Annotated in this window: 15 protein-coding genes; 3 read left to right on the forward strand and 12 right to left on the reverse strand. The window is 38.9% G+C overall.

All coding sequences use genetic code 11. The annotated features are described in order from the left end of the window. Nucleotides 1–57 precede the first annotated feature (57 nt). Nucleotides 58–2,475 carry a TIM-barrel domain-containing protein gene (locus ACZOVS_RS06180; protein ID WP_483996359.1) on the forward strand — a complete coding sequence of 806 codons (2,418 nt, stop codon included), beginning with the start codon at nucleotides 58–60 and terminating at the stop codon, nucleotides 2,473–2,475. Here ACZOVS_RS06180 and ACZOVS_RS06185 read toward each other — a convergent pair. Further along, the gene (locus tag ACZOVS_RS06185) at nucleotides 2,453–4,222 is read right to left on the reverse strand and encodes an alpha-L-fucosidase (protein WP_483996360.1); all 1,770 of its coding nucleotides are present in this window, start codon (nucleotides 4,220–4,222) and stop codon (nucleotides 2,453–2,455) included. The two genes, ACZOVS_RS06180 and ACZOVS_RS06185, sit on opposite strands and share 23 nt — an antisense overlap. A gap of 150 nt (nucleotides 4,223–4,372) precedes the next feature. Between ACZOVS_RS06185 and ACZOVS_RS06190 the strand changes: the two genes are divergently transcribed. Both ACZOVS_RS06190 and ACZOVS_RS06195 read left to right on the forward strand, forming a co-directional pair. Further along, a complete protein-coding gene (locus ACZOVS_RS06190; RefSeq protein ID WP_483996361.1) occupies nucleotides 4,373–4,684 on the forward strand; it encodes a hypothetical protein in 312 nt (103 codons plus the stop codon). 2 nt (nucleotides 4,685–4,686) lie between these two features. Next, nucleotides 4,687–5,229, forward strand: a complete 543-nt coding sequence (locus tag ACZOVS_RS06195) for a 3'-5' exonuclease (RefSeq protein WP_483996362.1) — start codon at nucleotides 4,687–4,689, stop codon at nucleotides 5,227–5,229. 376 nt (nucleotides 5,230–5,605) lie between these two features. Here ACZOVS_RS06195 and ACZOVS_RS06200 read toward each other — a convergent pair whose 3' ends face one another. From ACZOVS_RS06200 to ACZOVS_RS06250, 11 genes are all read right to left on the reverse strand, one after another. Beyond that, nucleotides 5,606–6,238 carry an Lcl C-terminal domain-containing protein gene (locus ACZOVS_RS06200; protein WP_483996363.1) on the reverse strand — a complete coding sequence of 211 codons (633 nt, stop codon included), beginning with the start codon at nucleotides 6,236–6,238 and terminating at the stop codon, nucleotides 5,606–5,608. A 464-nt stretch (nucleotides 6,239–6,702) separates the two neighbouring features. Next, the gene (locus tag ACZOVS_RS06205; RefSeq protein WP_483996364.1) at nucleotides 6,703–7,848 is read right to left on the reverse strand and encodes a glycosyltransferase family 4 protein; all 1,146 of its coding nucleotides are present in this window, start codon (nucleotides 7,846–7,848) and stop codon (nucleotides 6,703–6,705) included. Between the two features lie 152 nt (nucleotides 7,849–8,000). Next, nucleotides 8,001–12,230 (reverse strand): alpha-glucan family phosphorylase, encoded by a 4,230-nt coding sequence (glgP, locus tag ACZOVS_RS06210; protein WP_483996365.1) that lies wholly within the window; start codon nucleotides 12,228–12,230, stop codon nucleotides 8,001–8,003. Nucleotides 12,231–12,333: 103 nt separating this feature from the next. Further along, complete coding sequence (locus tag ACZOVS_RS06215; protein WP_483996366.1) at nucleotides 12,334–13,509, reverse strand: glycoside hydrolase family 57 protein; 1,176 nt, start codon at nucleotides 13,507–13,509, stop codon at nucleotides 12,334–12,336. A gap of 12 nt (nucleotides 13,510–13,521) precedes the next feature. Continuing rightward, entirely contained in the window at nucleotides 13,522–14,805 is a 1,284-nt protein-coding gene (locus ACZOVS_RS06220; RefSeq protein ID WP_483996367.1) for a glycosyltransferase family 4 protein, read from the reverse strand. Further along, the gene (locus ACZOVS_RS06225; RefSeq protein ID WP_483996368.1) at nucleotides 14,802–16,763 is read right to left on the reverse strand and encodes an amylo-alpha-1,6-glucosidase; all 1,962 of its coding nucleotides are present in this window, start codon (nucleotides 16,761–16,763) and stop codon (nucleotides 14,802–14,804) included. Before ACZOVS_RS06225 ends, ACZOVS_RS06220 begins: the two co-directional genes overlap by 4 nt. Before the next feature lie 145 nt (nucleotides 16,764–16,908). Further along, nucleotides 16,909–17,370 (reverse strand): YrhA family protein, encoded by a 462-nt coding sequence (locus ACZOVS_RS06230; protein ID WP_483996369.1) that lies wholly within the window; start codon nucleotides 17,368–17,370, stop codon nucleotides 16,909–16,911. An 11-nt stretch (nucleotides 17,371–17,381) separates the two neighbouring features. Beyond that, the gene (locus ACZOVS_RS06235) at nucleotides 17,382–17,990 is read right to left on the reverse strand and encodes a hypothetical protein (RefSeq protein WP_483996370.1); all 609 of its coding nucleotides are present in this window, start codon (nucleotides 17,988–17,990) and stop codon (nucleotides 17,382–17,384) included. Nucleotides 17,991–18,395: 405 nt separating this feature from the next. Continuing rightward, a complete protein-coding gene (locus ACZOVS_RS06240) occupies nucleotides 18,396–19,955 on the reverse strand; it encodes an arylsulfatase (protein WP_483996371.1) in 1,560 nt (519 codons plus the stop codon). Between the two features lie 402 nt (nucleotides 19,956–20,357). Further along, nucleotides 20,358–21,608, reverse strand: a complete 1,251-nt coding sequence (locus tag ACZOVS_RS06245; protein WP_483996372.1) for an anaerobic sulfatase-maturation protein — start codon at nucleotides 21,606–21,608, stop codon at nucleotides 20,358–20,360. A 408-nt stretch (nucleotides 21,609–22,016) separates the two neighbouring features. Further along, nucleotides 22,017–22,246, reverse strand: a 230-nt coding sequence (locus ACZOVS_RS06250) for a T9SS type A sorting domain-containing protein (RefSeq protein ID WP_483996373.1), incomplete at its 5' end; no start/stop codon positions are given.

Below are 22,246 nucleotides of genomic sequence, written 5' to 3' on the forward strand. Positions count from 1 at the left end.
ATGCACAAATAAAACCAATCTATGTATTGTTTGTTTTCATACATAAAAACGACTGTTATGCGCAAACATATCATATTCATAATTATAACAGCAGTATTGTGTTGCTATACAGCAAGTTCACAAGAGATAAAGTATAATAATTTCAACAATCAATATGTTATCATAAGAACTCAAAAAGGCAACATCTCTCTTCGACCATTTAGCAACACTATAATGGAGGTGACATGGCATGACGATGGTATAATCGTCAACGACTCATCGGTAGCAGTGACTGCGAAACCCGTCAAAAACGACTTTGTTTTTTACGATGAAGACGGTTATTTACGTTATCAAAGTCCCAAAATGGAAGTATGTATATCAAAAGATTTACAAAAACTGACATTTTTAACACATAATGATACCATTCTCGTCGAGGAAGAAAGATTTTTCAAAACCGAGGACAGAAACGGCATTAGATTTTTCATTAATAAAGACGAAAGTTTTTACGGTAGCGGTGAACGAGCCGTAGATCTCGATTTAAGAGGTAACAAATTACCGTTATACAACAGAGCTTCATACGCATATCAATATGGAACCACAATACTAAACTACCAAATTCCATTGCTTCTTTCTTCAAAAAAATATTTGATTTTTTTCGACAATTTTCAAAAAGGATATTTGGATATTGATTCTGGAAATGACAATGTTTTAGAGTTTTCCACTATTGGAGGCATCATGCGTTATTATATAATAACGGGCAACAACTATCAATCTATCATGAGACAATACCATGACCTCACAGGTTATCAACCCATGTTGCCTGTATGGGCATTCGGCAATTTGATGTCGAGGATGGCTTACCGCAATCAAGACGAGACAGATTCTATTGTAAGAATGATGGAAGAAGAAGATTTTCCCATCGATGCGGTGATACTTGATTTTTACTGGTTCGGCGACAGCATCAAAGGACATTTGGGACGTTTGGACTGGTATGAACCCTCCTGGCCCACCCCTGAAAACATGATGAAAGACCTGAAAAACAGAGGTATAAAAACAGTGCTAATTTCAGAGCCTTATATCATAGACAGCCTTGAAAACCATAATACGGCAGATTCGTTAGGACTTTTTGTAGTTGATAATGAAGGAAACACATACATAGACAGCAATTTTTATTTCGGCAACGGCAGTCTTCTCGACATCTTCAAGGAAGAGACCTCAGAATGGCTCTGGCAGCAATACAAGAGACAATTGGACATCGGCAGTGCCGGTTTCTGGGGTGACCTCGGAGAACCGGAGAGTCATCCTTCAGACATTCGTCATGTCAACGGCACTGCCGATGAAGTACATAATATTTACGGACATTACTGGGTAAAAGGCGTAGCCGAACGTTTTAGACGCGATTTCCCCGACAAACGACTGTTTTTCCTTGCCCGCAGTGGTGCCGCCGGAACGCAACGATATGGAATAATACCATGGTCGGGTGACGTAAGCCGCTCATGGTCGGGACTTAAAGCTCAAATACCCTTGATGTTGAACATGAGCATGTCGGGATTGCCTTACATACATTCCGATGCCGGAGGTTTTGCACTCGGAGAAAAAGATGAACAGCTTTATACCAGATGGCTCCAGTTTGCGACATTTTCCCCAATACTGCGCCCTCATGGTTCGGACATAGAATCGGAACCCGTATTCTTCAATGACACTACCAAACGCATAGTACGCAATTTCATGAAACTGCGCTATGAATTATTGCCTTACATCTACACCACCGCTTGGCTCAACAGCGTTTCCGGTACCCCCATTACAGCTCCATTATATTTTTACAACCCTGAGGACAACCGGTTCAGAAACTATTCCTCCGGATATTATTTCGGGAAAGACATGATAATATTTCCCATAGTCGATGAAAACATGGACAGCATTACCTGTGAACTGCCTCATGGAGAATGGTACGACTTCTTCAATAACAAAATAATAAACACCGATAATATTACTTTAAAATGCAATATCGAACATATTCCCGTATTTGTTAAGGCAGGAAGCATCATTCCAATGACTGACTATGTAAAATCAACAGATTTTCTGTCTGCAAAAAAACTTTATCTGCAAACTTATATTCCAAATAACAACGACAGCATCACCGGATTGATTTATCTTGACGATGGAAAGAGTTTCGGAAGTTATGAAAATGGTAATTATGAACTCATTATGATAAAAGGTATTATAAAAAATGATGTCATGACATTGAATATTAAAAATTACGGTGACGGATATGACGGACAGGACAAAATAAAAACATTGGAATTCATTTTACATGATAACTCATTGGATTTAAGGAAGGTAAAAATAAACAACAAAAGCATGAAAGTCAAGAAGACAGATAAAGCCATGTCAAAGACCGAATTATTCGACAAAGATGATAATGGCTTGTGGCATATCAAAATAAAATATGACGGGAAGCCGACAGCATTGACTATTTACCTTGACAAATCTTGAACACCCATGCGGCAGTACTTTGTAAATCGTTATATTTCAATGGAGTAGTATCTATTACGAGTTTTCCGTCTCCATAACTCCAAGGCAAGACCTTGCTGCAACCCAACATAGTGATGACGGTACCATCGTCAGGTCTCGGCAGCTCAAGAACGAGAGAATCCTGAGGATATTCTATGGCTATGGCATATAAAACATCATCTTTTGTAGTATAACAAACGTATGGTTGCATACATTCATAAACAGCATCGAAACCTGTCTCAGTAGCAAAGATGGATTTGGGACTGTCTTTACATGATACGAAAAGACGCATCATGGCATTTATGTCTTTTTCCTCATAACAGACCTTCACAGTATAGTCATGGTTTTTCTTAAGTTTCACAGAGCCTTTGGCAGAACGCCAGTTTGCAGCCTCCTCGGCATTGCTTTGAGATTCTTCACCTTTCGCCGGATTATAATCAATAACCGCCATATCATCGATAAAAACAGTTGCATTGTCATCTACTTCTACTTCAAAAACATAATTTGCCGAATATTCAGGAGTAAACGTCGTTGTCCATGTTGCAGTAAAATTGTCATAGCTGATTCTCGGGTCCGGTGAGTTACGTACCCAGTCAAAGTCTATGACAGAATCATGACGACGCACCTCGACAGGTTTCATCTCATAAAATTTAGTATAAGGTTTTGTCCCATATACAGCCTCTCCGTTTATCTCCAGCCATTTGCCGAGTGCGAGCAATCTCTCCTGTTGAATAAGAGGTATCATGCCATCGGCAGCCGGACCTACATTAAGTGTCATGCCACCGCCAGCCGACACGAGTTTGACAAAATGACGTATCAACTCGTCGGAGGTGAGATAATTATGCAGAGGTTCGTTACGGTTGAGCCCGAAAGAACGGCCGAGCCCTCTACATTCAGCCCATGGACGGTCGGTCTTTTGTATGCCGGAGCTGTATTCCGGTGTCCTGAACCCATAATCGGAGCCTGCTCCCCAACGGTCATTGACAATAGCCTCATCGCCAACGATGTTGTAATACCACGATATAAGTTCTGCAGCATGCCATTGTTCCGAAGAGTTGTTCCATTCGCCATCGGCAAAGACAATGGAAGGCTTATATGTAGAAACCAACTCCTTAAACTGAGGAATCATGTGGTTATCGACATAATCTGAAATGGAGTCGTCATCATCCTGCATCCAGATATGTAAAGGATTAGTCCATTCCGGCAAAGAATAGTAAAAACCCATTTTCATATCCTTTGCGCGCACCGCATCTGTCAATTCCTTAACAATGTTACGCTTCGGACCGCCGACGACGCTGTTCCAATCAGGAGAGTATTTACTGTCCCAAAGACAATAGCCGTCATGATGTTTTGTCACGAGCAAAACATAACGTGCACCGCTCTTTTCAAACAAGTCCGCCCATTGCTCCGCAGAAAACAACTCAGCCTTGAACATACTGTCGAAATCTCTATATGTAAAATCCTCGCCATAGACTCTTTTTTGAAAATTGACTCTTGCAGTATCGCCTGTCATAAGTCCTCTATAATACCATTCGCCATAACCTTCAGGACTTGAATAAGAAGGCACTGAGTAAACTCCCCAATGAATAAAAATACCCAATTTGGCATCGCTGAACCATTGAGGATATCCGCGTTGTTTTATGGACTCCCACGTAGGCTCCACTTCCTGAGCCAGGACGCTCATATTAAAATATAATGATAACATCGATATCAGAAAAAGTCTTTTCATATCTCATCCATTAAATATGCACATTGCAAAAATAATAAAAAACTCATATACAACATACACATTTTCCATATCTTACAAAACGACTACAACAAGTAGTCATTATTTTTTTTGAAACATCTGTAAAAAAGACTATCTTTGCAAAAAAATCAGATGAAAGAAATAGAAATTAAAGATTTCGAACTTTACACTGCAGGAATTATCAGTGTTGCATGGAACGATGGAAAGGAGGACAAATTCATCAATGTTGACTTGGACCTATCCATGATGTTACAGATGATTGACATAGAAGGACTTAGTCATAATGACGTAAAAAAAATCTGTGACAGTCAGAAGCCATTGACCTTTCACAAGGTACGTCTTGTCATTTTCGAAGAAGATGGTAGAGAAGGTTCATACTACACATCCGACATTTTCGATGAAGAAGACGACCCTGTCGTTTTCCATGCTGAGATTAAAAAATAACGATGTCGGAACGCCAACACATAGAAATACCGGAGCTAACCGATTTCGCCGCCATTGATTTTGAATCCGCCAACGGAGAAATTACGAGCGCATGCAGCGTTGGTATCGTCATTGTACGAGACCGTGAGATAAAAGACAGTTTTTACAGTCTTATCAAGCCCGTGCCCAATTATTACTGTTATTGGAACACCAAGATACACGGACTATGCAGAAAAGACACCGACGACGCCCCTATATTTCCACAAGTATGGAACAAGATATCCAAATATCTCCGCAACCTTCCTCTTGTTGCACATAACAAATCATTCGATGAGCGTTGTCTCAAGGCTGTCTTTGCATATTATCACATGAAATATCCTGATTATCCTTTCTATTGTACTTACAGAAGTTCTGTCGTCAAGTTCCCCGACTTGGAAAATCACCAATTACAAACCGTCGCTGCGTATTGCGGGTTTGATTTAACCAAACATCATCATGCCCTTGCCGATGCCGAGGCTTGTGCACGTATAGGAATAGAGGTTTTCAACAATCATTCGATGTATTGACAAACAGTACAATTTTCATAAAATTATACTTTGGTATATGACCGACTTTTATGACAAATGATTATCGATATAAAAAAACTTTGCTGTACAAAAAAACTTTATGGATATATCCATCTGACATAAAACCAATTGAGACACCTATATTATTTTATCAGCATTATTGCAGAAACGCCATGACATGACGTCTCCTCATGTAAATATTGTATTTTAATGGCAAGCGATAAATCTCCATAAATTAACTTCCACTTTCTTCGGATGCAAAAAAACATACATACGAATTTTCGACTGTCTAAAGGCTGTATCTGCATCGTGCGGCTTTTAAATGCCGCACGATAAATAAATCAAATGAACCAAATAAATACAACACGCTTCGCTTCTATTCTGAAACAGGGCGCACGGATAGACCGTAGTCACGGTAGTACCAATGCATGAAGCTATTTTCACTATAAAAGATGATGTTGTACGCGTTCTGAGGATGGTAATCACCCGGCGTAGAACTCCAACAGTAACCACCCATACCATCGGCGTTAGGCAATGTCCCTCGCCAATAACCCGCAGCAGGTAGAAAGATACTGTTCCCGTTTGTGCCGGTTACCCTATAGCCTCTATTTTCACCTTCACTCGTCCATGTCCATGTGCAGTTGTTTATTAATTCTTCAAACTCCACTTTTGTCGGCATTCGCCAAGTACTGCCCCAGTTGGCTCTCGCTGCATCATATTGCGGATTTCCACTTATGTCTCCTATTTCTTGTCCGAATGTAAGACAATTTTGTTGAGTGTAACTCTCTTTGGGTTCTATTTCTCCCCAGGCGTAATAATTACCGTATTCCGACGGTGAACTTGCTCCCACATTGCATGTAGCCCATTTCAATCCGCTCGGCAAGCCTAAATCAACATATTCGTAACCGTTGATTTGTTCGTTGTACGTCGTTATTTCTTCAACTTCTTTCTTCTTACACATAGTGAATGTCAAAAGAATACTTAACATAATCATTACTTTCTTATTCATATTCTTTTCGTTTTTATGATTGTTTACTTTTTACTTATTCTTTATATTTCTATTGTTCCGGTTGCACTCTTTATTCTTATTTCCTCACTCATCCATCTGCATTACAACAACATCGCTTAAAACAGAACAAATTTAAAATATATATTCTTTTAAAACAAACTTTTTTAACAAAAAATTTATTTTCGGGTAACAAAACTTTCAAATATCAATAATTCACTGTTTTTATGACAATATTACCAAATTATAACTTCTAAACGAAAATGATATTGATTTTCAGATTTCTCGTTATAAATCCTTCACAAATCAAAAAAACTTGACAAATTCAACACAAGCTATCTTAAGCAAAAACACATCTAAACAGATATATTATTATTAAAAAATACAAGTCTTATATTTGATTGCAAACCTACAGAAGTTGATTTTAAAGGCATTATTTATAAATAGTTAAAAACGAAGATCAATAATTATAACATTTCATAAACTTTCATCAGGTCGTCACTGAGTTTCTCATCTGAAAAATTGTCTTTGGCATATTTCAAGCCTTGCACTATCATATCATCGCGTAATTTCTCGTCATTAAATACAGAAAAGACAGCCTTTGCCATAGATTGGGCATCATCCGGTTTTACATAGACAGACCCCGGACCTCCTGCCTCTTCAAGACAAGAACCGGAACAACCAATGGCAGGCAACCCTGACGTCAACGCCTCGAGAAGCGGTATGCCGAAGCCTTCAATGCGCGAAGGATATACAAAAGCCGTTGCCAACTTGTAAAATGAAGGCAAATCATGAAATGATACATTATGAAAGAAGAAAAAACAATCCGACAAGTCATTGTCATTTATATAGGATTTTACCTGTTCAAGATACGAAGTGCCTTTACCTACCACCACTACCTTGGGCAAATATTCCATCATATTATCATCCCGAATCACCTTCAATGCCTTTGCCACAAGCATGAGATTTTTCCGTTCTTCAATACTACCTACATATAGCAGAAACTTAGACGGCAGATTATATTCCACCATTATTTTTTCAAGTTTCGTCTTTGAAACAGGTTCTCCAAAAACAGGGTCACATCCTTGATAAACAACTTCTATCTTAGATTCAGTAATGTCAAAATAACGTATTATCTCTTTTTTGGTAAACTCGCTGACAGCAATAATCTTGTCTGCCTGACGACATGATTTTCTAAACTTGTATCTGTAAATCCATCTGTCAACAAGATGATAATATTGAGGACAATGCAAAAATATCAAGTCATGCACAGTCACAACAGTCTTACATTTTGCCCGGGTAATATTCAGTGGCAGTTCATTGCTAAGACCATGAAATATATTTACATCATCATTTTTTATATCTTCCGTTATCCCCCACACTCTCCACAAGGAACTGAATCTGCGCCATAATGAAGACAACGGAAAATGCAATTTCACTTTAGACAAGGTAGGGATCTCGGTGATATAAGGCATTTTATCTTGTTTCGGTACATAAAGATAATATTCATTTTCAGGATGCTGTTGTGAAAGCAACCTGATAACAAAACGACTGTAATTACCCAATCCGGTACGGTTTTGGGCTGCTCTTTTCGCATCGAAACCTATTATCATGATTATTTTATTTAAACTAAACCAAGAAACATATTTGCAAATTCAATGATATAACAAATACATTTTACCGATATAAATCAAATCATTACTAAACTATTAACAAAAAAAACATCATGCAGTCGCGTCCAAGGATGCGACTGCATTACATTCAATCATATCCATTTGACAAGAGGCAAGTCCTGACGATGAGCCAGCATCTTGTTGGTAGGATAAATTCTGAAAGTATAATTATAAACGCCGGCCTTGAATACCGGCAGACTGATATAAAAGCGAACCCATTCATCGCCATAATCCACCATGGTCATCTGTTCGACTCTCAATATCTTTGTTATGACATCGTTTTCTTTTTCAGCGAACATCAGTTCTATACCTATGTCATTCTTGTCCAATCCCGGGATCTTCAATGTAATCTCAGCGATAAAGACATCGCCAAGATTCAAAGCTCTGATATTTGGGTCCGGAACCTTTATGGAAGACACTTCTATGGTATCCCAATGCGATTCTATCTTTTTCCTCCATGCCGTCAGCTCGAAAGCCTTACTGTAACGGTCAGCTCTCATGAATTTCGTTCTTTTGATAAGTTTGTCATAATACTGACTGAAATAATCGTCTAGCATACGTTTCATGGTGTAGAAAGGAGCTATTTCCATGAAGTTATTTTTTATATACTGCACCCAAGTCTCAGGGACGCCATCGGCATTACGTGTAAAATACAATGGCGTTATCTCATCTTCCAACATATTGTATATCGTCTCGGCATCCAACTCATCCTGATATCTCTGGTCCTGATAGGTACGTTCCTCCTTGATAGCCCATCCGGCATCGGGACGATAGCCTTCCGCCCACCAGCCGTCGAGTACAGAGAAGTTCAAGACACCGTTCATGGCTGCTTTTTCTCCACTCGTTCCCGATGCCTCCAACGGACGTGTAGGAGTATTCAGCCATATATCCACACTACTTGTGAGCATCTTGCCAATCTCTATATCATAGTTGCTGATAAACAATATCTTACCAATAAACTCTTTCTTTCGTGACACCTCTATAATATTCTTTATCAAGTCTTGACCTGCCTTGTCATTAGGATGAGCCTTGCCGGCAAACACGAAAATAACAGGGCGTTTAGGATTGTTGACAATCTCAGCAAGACGTTCCAAATTGGTAAACAGAAGATGTGCTCTTTTATATGTAGCAAAGCGACGAGCGAAGCCTATAATGAGAGCATTTTCATCAAGACTGTCAATAGTCTTAATAATGAGAGACGGACTTTCCTGACGTTTACGCATATCTTCGGCAAGTTTAACCTTGATAAACTCCATAAGATTATGCTTCAACTCTTTACGTATATCCCATATCTCTGAAGCCGGCACATCCTGCATCTTCTCCCAAACAGTAAAATCAGATTGATTATCAAGATAATCCTCACCCATCACTTTAGAAAACAAACGCTGCCATTTAGCATCAGCCCATGTAGGAAGATGCACGCCATTAGTAACATAACCAATGTGATTTTCTTCTGCATAATAACCCGGCCACAGTTGTTGGAACATCTCTCGAGACACTCTGCCATGAATGCGACTCACGCCATTGACTTCATCACTAAGATTGGTAGCCAATACACTCATGGAGAATTTCTCGTTAGGATCATTTGGTCTGAAACGGCCAAGACCCATGAACTTGTCCCAGGATATGTTGACATGTGAGGGATAATAAGACATATAAGTTCTCATCAGATGTTCCTCAAAGGCGTCATGCCCTGCCGACACAGGGGTATGTGTAGTGAACAATGTGGACGAGCGTACCAATTCCATAGCGACATCGAATTCGAGATTATGTTTGGCGACCATGATATTCAGTCTTTCGAGACCACAGAATGCTGCATGTCCTTCATTACAATGGAACAGAGTTGGTTTTACACCTAACTTTTCGAGCAGACGGATACCTCCGATACCGAGGAACAGCTCCTGTTTGATACGCATCTCATTGTCTCCTCCATAAAGTTGGCCTGTTATTATTCTGTCTTCATGGGAATTTTCTTCTATGTCGGTATCTAGGAGATAAAGCCCCACTCTACCCACATTTACACGCCATGCCTTGGCATAAACACTACGACCTGGGAAAGCAATGCTCACAGTCACCCAATCGCCATTAGCGTCACGAACAGGATCCAATGGCAACTGCGAAAACTTCTGAGGCACATATTCAGACAGCTGTTCGCCTGAGACCGACATGCTCTGATTGAAATACCCATAACGATACAACAGTCCTATACCAACCATGTTGACATTGGAATCGGAAGCCTGTTTCAGGTAGTCTCCTGCAAGGATTCCTAGACCGCCGGAATATATCTTCAAGCTTTTCTGAAGACCATATTCCATGCTGAAATAGGCAATAATATCATCATTGTCTGGTTTTGCCGACATATAATCTTTGAAACGTTGATAAACAATATTCAGTCTGGATACAAACTCAGAGTTATTCTCAAGGCTGTCAATTTGATATTTGGTAAAGTTTTCCATCACAGCCAACGGATTCTGTTCATGTTTCTGCCATGCCTCAGGGTCGAGAGATTGGAACAAATCTATGGCATCTATGTTCCATGACCACCATAAATTATGAGCCATCTCATTGAGTTTCTGCATCTCATCCGAATAATTTATCTCAACCATAAACTTCTTCCAATTAGGAGTATCCTGTTTCTTAAAGTCGAAGTTACGTAGTACTTCGGAATAAAGACGACTTTGACGCATATATTCCCTGCCTTTCAACTTATTCAAAGCCATGTCGTATGCACGAAGATAATTAACAATGAGGTCTTTCCAGTAAAACATAGAAGCAAGACGTAAAGCCTCCGAAGTTATGGTTTCCCATTGTTTTTCTGAACGTTTTGAAAGATTTTCCACTACTTCTGCAATAGCTGACACCACATAATCTCCATTACCTTCTTCCCTATGAATAACAGTAACAGCTTCACTGTTGACATCTTTGTCTTTCATAAAACGTCCGAAGCCGGACAAATCTGTCGTGACCGTAGGAAGACCATGAGCTATGCTCTCCAAAGGTGTATAACCCCATGGTTCATAATATGATGGGAAAACCGACAAATCGAAAGCATACAAAAAATCATTGTAATTGATATTGAACACTCCATCATCTCCATTAAGATATGAAGGAATGAATATCACTTTAACCCTGTCTTCAGGGTTGTTATTCAAGCCGTTTTCTCTCAAAGCATTGACTATGGCATCATTTTCTATATCAAAGACATGATGAGTCAAAGGATGTTCAGTATGACCTTCTATAGGTTCTGTGCCGTTAAGACGTCTTGTAAGTTGTTTGGAAGGACCGGCAATATTAGCCGGGACAGCTATCACCGCGAGTATGTCACGAGCGAGTTCACTATCATTGTTAAGTTCACTCAATGCTCTTATATACAAATCTATACCTTTATTTTTAAACTCATAACGGCCACTGTTTATCAATAGCATACTATCGCGAGACACTGTAACACCCGTAATCACATCGGCAATATGGAACACCTTCTCACGTGCCAATTGTCTTTTCGACACACGGGTAGCATCATCAAGAATGAAAGCATCACTGATGCCGTTTTCCGTTATCACATCAGGTTCACGGTTGAGGAACTGCTTGCATTCCATGGCAGTGATGTTACTTACCGTAGTAAAGACATCGGCATTTTCCACAGCCTTCTGTTCCATGGACTGTTGAGATACGATGTTGAAACGGCTCGCCATTACCGTCGGATTATATGACGACAATTCATTATAGAGGGGCAGACCGTTACCTGAGATGGCACGTCCGAGATAAGTGGCATGAGTAGTAAACACCGTAGCCACCTCAGGAGCATGTTCTTTAAGATACAGGACACCGGCACCCGTCATCCATTCATGAAATTGCGCCACTATATCCTCTTCATTAGGAATGTTCCAATCGACAAAACTTTCTATTACCTGACCGGAGGCATAGCCGAAAAGCACAGGTTCTATATAGTCCCATTGTCCTTGTATGGAATCCAACTTATATTGTTCCCACAGATGACCGAGAATCTCATTTTTACTTTGATATAATGTTGTAAAATCTATCAGGACAGCTAAAGGTTTACTTGGCAGTTTCCATCTACCGATGCGTATTTTAAGTCCCTGAGAGATGGCACGTTCTCTCCATTCAGGGAACAAACTGTTATCTTCAACAAAATAAAGAGTCTCATGTGACTCTTTAACCAAGTCGGGACCAATGCTTATATAATTATCGCCGAACAATCTCTTCATCTCGTCCATCTTAGTCGATAATACGGTGTATATTCCTCCCACCATATTACAGACTTCCCAACTAATTTCAAAAAGGTATTTAGGTGTTTTATACATAATAAAAATTTTATTTACAAATTATGCGGACATGCCTCACTATTTCGGTAAGGCATATCCGCGATTTATTATATTCAACGTCATGTTGTCCTAAATGTTATTGTCATTGTTTGACAATTTTTTTTGTTTTATTTTTGTGTAACTCGCTTTCAAGTCTCAACTTAAAGTCAGTTAAGATATTCATATAATTGATATATGTATCGTACGGAGTATTGTCATCATACTTTGTACATAGGTCTCTAAAGATACTTGAGTCCTGCAGAGCGTGCCAATCTCTAATAATCTCTTCATTTTTAATACGTTTCACCATATTATAGCAATCGTACAAAGTATTGAACGCATCATCCTGCATACTGTTGCCTATCCAAGGAGACAAGTCACGTTCCTCATCGCAGCACGAAAGCGGTATAGGAGCGTCGAATACCCCCATGGGCTGCATCAGTTTGACCGCCTGATGAGGCATGATAAAATTACAGTCCGTGTTGTCAAAAACAGCTTGCGGCAGATATCTCATAAAGTCGAAGATACCTGTTTCAGCAGCATAACATTCACCGAAAGTCTCATAGTTGACAAATATATTTACAATCTCTTCTGTTTCAGGGAAATCTTTGATTTTCAATGCATAGTCCTGAGCTGTTATAGGAGAGGAAGTAAAATTAAGAGCAATATCGTCGCTAAGTCTGTCATTACGGAGAAGTACTTTCAGTTTAGGATTTTTCGCATTGAAATACATATAGTTAGGGCTTCTCCAGCCAAGTACGTGTTTAGCACCTTCAGTAAATATCAAGTCATAGCCCATCTCAGCCACATCGGCTCCTATGTCATTGGAATATATAAGTTCGGTATTATGGAATGTCTTGGGAGTCATACCGAACACCTCACGCATAAGACGTTTATGGGCAAGAACTTCTTTTTTGAAAGCGTCTTTATTTGCGAGAGACGCAAGAGAATGACCGTATGTCTCCGCAAGAAGTTCTACATTACCACTTTTCAAGATATTTTTGAAACTGTCGAGAGTAGATGGAGCATACAAGTCAAGTTGTTCTATGACAGAACCGGAGAATGAAAAAGCGAACTTCACTTTATCGCCATAACGGGCTATCATATCCATAATCAGTTCATTCATAGGCAGATAACAACGTTCTGAGACTCTTTGAATGACTGTTCTATTATTATATTCATCATAATAAAAATGTCTCTTTCCAATATCAAAGAAACGGTATGTACGCAGCCTGTAAGGCTGATGCACTTGAAAACACAAACAAATAGACTTATTCATGACGTATAGTATTTATTTTGACAATGCTAAATTATAAACTTCGATAATTTTTTTCGATGCAGCTTCCCACCTAAGGGTATCGACCTCATCTTTACCTTCTTTCTTAAACAATTCACTTATTGCCTTATAGTTACACAATCCATATATGCAATCAGCCAGGCCGTTGATATCCCAGAAGTCCACTTTAAGAGCATGTTTAAGCACCTCTGACACGCCGGATTGTTTAGAGATGACGACCGGCACGTTAAGACGCATGGCTTCCAATGGCACTATGCCAAAAGGTTCAGATATGGAAGGCATGACAAAGACATCTGTCATAGCGAACATCCTGTCAACATCCTGACCTTTCAAGAAGCCGGTAAAATGGAAACGCGAGCCTATTTTCAACTGAGAGACACGGCGTATCATTTTTTTAAGCAAATCACCGGTACCTGCCATTACGAAATGCACATCGGAAGTCTGTTGTATTATTTTATATGCAGCTTCCACAAAATATTCCGGTCCTTTCTGGTAAGTGATACGACCGAGGAAAGTCACTATCTTAGCGTTAAGACCGCTTTTATCGTATTCAGAAAGGCTTTTGGAATTAGGTTCTACGGCATTATGCACAGTAATGACCTTATCCGGATTGATGCCGTATTTCTCTATCACAATATTACGTGTCAGATTGCTCACTGTGATTACGAGGTCTGCCATCTCCATACCGCGACGTTCTATAGCATAGACATCAGTATTGATATTCTCGCCGGATCTGTCGAACTCGGTGGCGTGCATGTGTACCACAAGAGGTTTGCCGGTAGTCTCCTTTGCTGCTACGCCAGCTGAATAAGTCAGCCAGTCGTGAGCATGAATGATATCGAAATCATATTTCGTAGCAAGCGAAGAACCTATCAAGGCATAACGCGCCACCTCTTCCATCAGGTTGGCACCATATTTTCCTGAGAACTCATAACGCGGGGCGAATACAGAACTTTTAAAATGATCCGTTGCACGATAATCCGTCACCATCGAAGCATATTCCTCCGGTCCAACATAAGGTATTATATTGGAGCCGACCTCCATATAATGGACTCTGTCCCAATAACGTCTGTCAGTCTCATTATCAAGGTTAACAGTAACATCGCTGGCATTAAGCAGACGTACCGACGACTGGTCTTCGTCGCCGAAAGCCTTAGGCACAACGAATAGCACTTCCACCCCATTCTTGGCAAGACCTTTAGTCATGCCGTAACAAGCCGTTCCCAGTCCGCCTGTTATATGAGGAGGAAATTCCCAACCAAACATCAAGACTTTCATATTTCATCCTTTCTCATCTGGTCTATTAAATAATCAAGATACAGCAGAGCCGCCACACTCGTGGACTGAGAGATGCAGCCACGTGCATCGTGTGGTGGATTACCGTCATAAATCTCTGATATACTGCCTATACCACAGTCTTTGATAGCGTCTTCAAAACCATGATACAAGTCTTCAATATACGGAAGAGCCGTTTTGTCGTACAAGATGACGGACGCATCGGCGTATGGCATCACCAACCATGGGAAAACAGTACCCTGGTGATATGCAATCTCTCTTTCTCTATGATTACCAATAGTGACGCCCTTATATTCCGGTGAACGAGGCGACAAAGAACGTAACCCTCTTATTGTAAGCAACTCTGACCTTACTATGTCGAATACCTTTTTTTTCAGTTCATTCTTAAATGGACAATAAGGTAATGATATAGCTATCAACATATTGGGTCTTACCATGGCATTACGTTCATTTTCGTTGACATAGTCAAAGAAAGTATCGTTAACCGAATCATAAAAACATGGAGTAAACGATGCCAGCACCTTATCAGCAACATCACTCCAACGTTGTATATCCTCATTATTTGGGTCCACTTTTTGAAGTAACGACACTGCATAACGCAATGCATTATACCACAATGCATTTATCTCGACGGCAAAGCCTGTCCTTGGAGTAAGAGGCTTCCCGTCACAAAACACATTCATCCATGTCAGGGCGAGACGTTCGTTGCCTCCATATAGCAAACCATTCTCACAGACCTTGACATTGAAATCAGTACCCTCGATGAAACTATTCAATATTTTTGTTATCACATTGCCATATTCTTTCCACAAGGTTTTCTTGTTTTTCTTCAGCATGGTCTCATATTTCTGGATATTGTAAATAAACCACAGAGGAGAGTCCAAAGCTGTATAATACAAGTCATTTTGATAATATTTATGCGGAAAGAAAGGACCTTTCATCCTGTCGATGAGATATGACAACAATTGTTTAAAAGTCTTCTCGTCACCATTGGCGAGTGTCAATCCCGGCAATGACAGGAAAGTGTCGCGGCTGCAACTGCCGAACCATGGGAAGCCGGCGAACATACGTGTACCGCTATCATCTCTGATAATAAACTGTTCTCCCGAATTTTGAAGGCAATGTTTAAAACTGTCACGTGGTATTCTGTTGTTTATTTGAGTCTCAAATTGTTTTTTGAATGAAGCAGGATTCCTCTCACAGACGCCGGCGGAAACCACGACAGACTCTCCTTTTTTCATGGTAAATTCAAAAAAACCGGGCACATAGAGGTCTTCCACAGCATCATAGCCACGTTCAAACTCACGAATATAGAAAACTTTATAATACCAATGCGGAACATGAGTATATTCAACAGCCTTGGAAAACTGCAGGAAAAGACTGTCATAATTGTCATACATCTTCCACGAGACACCATTTTTTGCTGTTTTATATTTGCGGTTGGCATCATAATTCTCATACGTCAACATGTGCACGTTACGGAAAGCAAGAAAAGGCTGAAGCCGCAATGTCACCGGCTGTGCAGCTTCTTCAAGAGTATAACGTATCAAAATACGTGCCTCCTTCTCGGCAAAGATATATTCCTTGTGAATGACAGAAGTTCCAATACGATAAGTAAGACGAGGTATAGGCTCAGTAGTAAAGTTGCGAAGATATTTATGACCGCGCGGAGACACCGTACCGTCCACATATTGATGTACTCCGAGATTAAACTCTTCTTTATTGTCAATAATAGTCTCATCGATACTCGACAGCAACACATGATTGTTATTATCGAGTTGAGGCTGCGGCACCACAAGCAATCCATGATATTTCCTTGTGTTGCAACCTATGATGGTAGTGTTGTAAAATGCACCCGACCTGTTGGAACGCAAAATCTCTTTACTCATCGTAAACTCGAGATTTACCAACTGTTGCTTGTTAAACGAGATATATGACATAGTTGTTTTTTATTTTTTATAACATTCTGCAAAGATAAAAGATTAATTGTAAAAAGCAAATTTTATTTATCGAAATACAAAAAAACGACTTATATATTAAGACAATATGAAAAACATGTTACAATCTCTTTTCAAAAACCAGTTTTTATATTATACGTTTCAACACTATCTCAACAAACAGTTGTTCGAAGTCATCATAAGTATCGAACACATCCGACAGACATTCATGGTCCCTTGTCTCATATTTGCCTGTAATATTGTTGAAACAATAATAATCCAAGTCATCGCGCCCAATCCACAACAACTCATCATCACCGTCATAAAAATCGACAAAGTTTTCATTACAAGATACCACATCAGGCAAACAATAATCCGAATCACTACAGAAATAGCCAACAGAAGAGAATAATTCCACTCCGTTAAAAGCGAAGCCATCCATGACACGCAAAAAATCAGCATAGTCATCCGGCAAAACCGGACAATTCATTGAGCGCAAATCATCGTTGCAATCGGAGATAAAACCCTCATCGGCACCGGGAGGGATACATGCCATATCCTTATCATCCCCCAATATTTCATACATTCTATCAATAATATCTTTTTTCATAACTTAATATTTTACAATAACATTATCTGTTTTAAACAAGAATAACCATCACATAACAACGTCTCGGACACAATGTCGAAAAAACCATCTTCCTTCATTTTCATTTTGGCAAGATAAAGAGAATCGGAATATATTACATTCGCCTCAACAGTATAACCGTCACTGTCGCGTGTTGTTGACACCGGTTTTATATTATTTTCGAGAAAAGCGAACTGTTCTTCCGACGGAGTATCCGAAAACTCCACATCATGAATACTTTGGACAAGACGAAGAGACCCTTCTTCCGTACAAACTATACCGAGAACGAACTTTAAATAATCCGCAATATTATCTGTATCGACATTAAGCCCCAATTTATGAAGATTGTCAAAGATACAATCCCTGGTACCATCCAACTTTATAACGTCATCATTTCCATCCCACAAATAACCCATGGTAACTACCGGAATACAGGAATAACATTTAGCTACAACATACAAGTAGTTATCAAAAAAAGAACAACCATATACATCTATGCTGCTCTTATCATAATCAAACATATCAAAAGTTGAGCATTTATTTATCAAAGAAATAAGCCTTTTCTGCTCATACGTGTCAAGATTCATACTATATCCGTTCATAGAAATGTTTTTTTGTTACAAAGATAAAAATAATTTTCAAAAAAACAAAAAAATATATATATGATTAAGAAAACAGAATATGAGTTCGTTTTTTAATACTGAATTTACTTCAAACATTTTATCATCAACACTCAAAACATTAATGTTAATATTATTTATTTAGTTTCAATGTTATATCAAATAAATTATCAAATATTAGTAAAATATCCCTTTCATGAATCACAGATACCATTTGAAATCAATAAAGTAAGACAGAAGTTTTTTTATTGTTTGTTATAATTTAATCTTTTTTATTTTATAAAAAGAAGCAACATTTCATTTTTATCTAAAACATCATAAGTATTTATCTGATAATAAAATATATTTTATCTGACAGTAATAAAAACATATAAAATCATGCTTGAGTCATTCAAACTCACTTAACATTTTCCCAACATCGGCATCAGGCAAAGTAACTTCAAACAAATCACTCGGACGATGTTCTCTGAAGATTATTTTTATCATTTCGTTAACAATATCAGGATATTGTTCCGAGACATCATGATCTTCATGAAGATCATTTTTCAAATCATAAAGATGTGGAACACCTGTCTTTATTATCAACTTCCAGTCATCCATACGAACAGCTATCTGGTCGGTTTCATGAAATTCCCAATACAAGAAATCATGTTTTTTTTGATTTTCGTCATCTCCCAACAAAGTAGGCAAAAAGGAAATGCCATCGAAACAGTCGTCATTTATTTTTCTGTTAAGATATTTTTTAGGGAATCTCCTGTCGCCAATTATTTCACAGAAAGTAGGCATCAAGTCATAAAATGCCAACTGGTGGTCGTTTACACTTCCGGCTTCTATTTTTTCAGGCCATCTGACAATAAAAGGTATTCTGATGCCGCCCTCGTAGCACTGACGTTTCAATCCCCTCAATTTTCCATCTCTTCCAAAGAACTCGGGGTCTGCACCGCCTTCTTCATGAGGGCCGTTGTCACTACTGAAAATAACTATGGTATTTTCATCCAAGCCTTTTTCTTTCAGTTTATCCATTATCTCACCCACGTAAGCATCCAAACGCGTAATCATTCCGGCGAACTCTGCATGTGTATGTACAGCTTCATTATATCTGGAACCTTCGCTTCCTCCCCATGTTTTATCAGTAAAAAACTTGCTTTTATAATATTTCAAAATAGAATCGTTAGGTTGTACCAACTCAGCATGAGGCAAGGTATATGTAAAAAATCCATAAAAAGGTTGACTGTCACTTTGTTTGTCAAGCCAAGCCAAAGCCTCCCTATGTATAAGATCTGCCGAATACTGAGTACGTTTTCTATAATCATCTCCAAACATAGGATACGGTATATTTTCATCAAGAGTTATACGTATAGTGGCAGTATCACCTTTTGCGGTACTGTAGCGATTTAAAAAGTTGGGATAATACAAATGAGCCTGAAACTGACATATATAGCCATAAAATTCGTCTATTCCCCTTTTATCAGGTGTAGAACCTGAGCCTTCATAACCTCCTGCCCATTTACCGAACATACCTGTTGTATAGCCATTCAGCTTCATGATTTCAGGAAGAATGATATGTCCTGTATCATAAGGTTCCTGCCCCACTACAGAATATTCCTCATTATCACCATAATACATTACAGGACTGTCATACCAATATTCCTTATTACCTCTTACATGTGTATGTCCTGAATGCTGACCTGTCATTAAGGCAGCACGAGAAGGAGCACTGACAGGACTGCCGGCATAAGCCTGTGTAAACAACATGCCTTCACGCGCCAATCGATCTATGTTCGGTGTTTGTATGTATTTCTGTCCGTAGCATGCCAAATCACCATATCCCAAATCATCGCACAGGATAAATATTATATTCGGTTTATCATTGTCGTTGCCGGTAGCAGCAGACAAGGCAGATGCCACAGTCATGCCACACATAAAAAGCAATTGGTTCTTTTTCATATTCCTCTTCTTTATTTTCTTCAACAGTTTATTATCGTCATCTCCGATTTCTGTCAGTATATATACCAATATTTGCTTTATTTACTCTTCATTATCAGTCGAGTGCCAAATAATTCCTTACGACAAAACCACTTCACCATATCTTTTACCAATAACTGAAAAATCCATTTTTCAAGTATAAACGACTATATGAAAAAGCGCCATGTTAAGCCATTGTATTAGCAACCACGCTTTTTATTTTGTATTGAAAAATTCCGACACTCATGAACATCAAAAAAAGAACTGCATATCATAATTTACTGCCTCTAAAACGGACAACAAATTTTCCATAAAGCAAACATAATTGCATACAAAGATAGTGAAAATTTTCAATACTTACATTCATGACAATATTTTCCTGTTTTAATAAATTTTTCCGGAAGAAATATCCATCTCATGATTTCTGATTGCCTTCATGATATTGGCAGGAGCACGTTTTGCCATCCATTCCCGTTTCATATAGTCCATGCAAGGAGACACATGTTCAAAGAAACGATAATAACCGTGGCACAAATAATTCAAGCCAGGTTCACCATCGTCGGTCGTTGCAAAACGATTTTTAGGACATTCCCCATTACAAGCGAACAGGTATTTGCATTTCTTACACTGCTGCGGCAAGGAATTATACTTGTCCGCGCCAAAGTTTTGCTGAAAATCACCGTACATCATCTCCAACAAAGTCTTTTTGTAAATATTGCCAAGTTTAAATTCCGGAAACACATAATGGTCGCAAGCATATACATCGCCATTAAACTCCATGACACCGGCATGTCCGCATGTACGTGCCATAGAACATACACCGGGATGTTCTCCCACCCAGTTGGCAAGGGTTGAATCGAAAATCTGAACAAAATAACGCCCGACATCATTGCGTACCCATTCATCGAAGATAGCACAAAGAAACTCACCCCACTGTTGAGGAGTGACAGAAAATTCCGCCACACGTCCATCTTCCTGAAGAGACGATGCCAAATGTCTCCCGTCAGGCTGTTTCAATATTCTTTCAACAACGGGTGTGAATTGCAAATAATGACAACCAATATTTTTAAAAAAACGATAAAACTCCAATGGATGATCTGCATTAAGATTATTCACCACTGCCATGGCATTCCATTCGACATTATATTTGTTCAACAACTCAATGCCGCGCATGACTTTGACGAAAGAAGGCAGGTTCTGTCCATAATGACGATAGGCGTCGTGAAAACGTTGAGGCCCGTCGATTGAGATGCCTACAAGCCAGTTGTTATCTCTGAAAAAACGACACCACTCGTCAGTCAACAATGTACCATTAGTCTGAATGCAATTGTCAACCGCTCTACCTCCTGCATATTTTTTTTGCAACTCGACAGCTTTTTGATAAAAACGCAGAGACTGCAAAAGAGGCTCCCCTCCATGCCATGTAAACGACACCACAGGCATAGTCTGACTTGCAATATATTCCTGAATAAATCTTTCCAAAAGCGTCTCACTCATCATTTGTTTGCTGTGTCCATTGTAAAGATTCGTTTTCTCAAGATAATAACAATAATCACATGCGAGATTACATCGTGGTCCTACAGGTTTTGCCATTACATATAAAGGTCTCGAAAATGGAAATGCAATATCATTCATTTTTAATATATTTTATCAATCACACTAAAAAATCAATTTGATGTATTCATATTTTAGATGTAAATATCACCTTTATCATCAAAAACATCATCCACATCTTCATGACAACCGTATAGCATATCATTTATTTGTAAAAAAATAACATAACGACAAATTTTATATTTTTTGAATGATTCAAAAATATTTTGGTGTAAAAATAACAAAATTGAACTTAAAAAACATAAGAACAAGTGTTTTTTTAGATTCATACAAGGTAATGTTTCAAAAAGTGTGTAATTGGGACGCCATGATATGACGTCTCTACAGTAGGGATTACAACATAAAAAACAGAGACCGCCTGAACTTGTCAGGCAGCCTCTTTCATAGTTAATATATAATGTTTCCTTTTTTACTATTTTTTTGAAACTATTATTGCTTTACCCATTTACCGCTTTCTGCTTCCTTTCCTTCACTATAAACTCTCCACAGATACATCCCTTTCGCCCATCCTTCTGTCGGTATCTTCGTGACCTCTTCGGTAATATCCTGTTTATATATCACTTTCCCGAGAATGTCATACACTTCTATCCTTCCTTCCGGCAATGCCGTCCTTATGTTCAAGATGTTTTCTCCCGGATTTGGATATACTTTCGATATTG

The organism is Candidatus Limimorpha avicola, assembly GCF_056978975.1.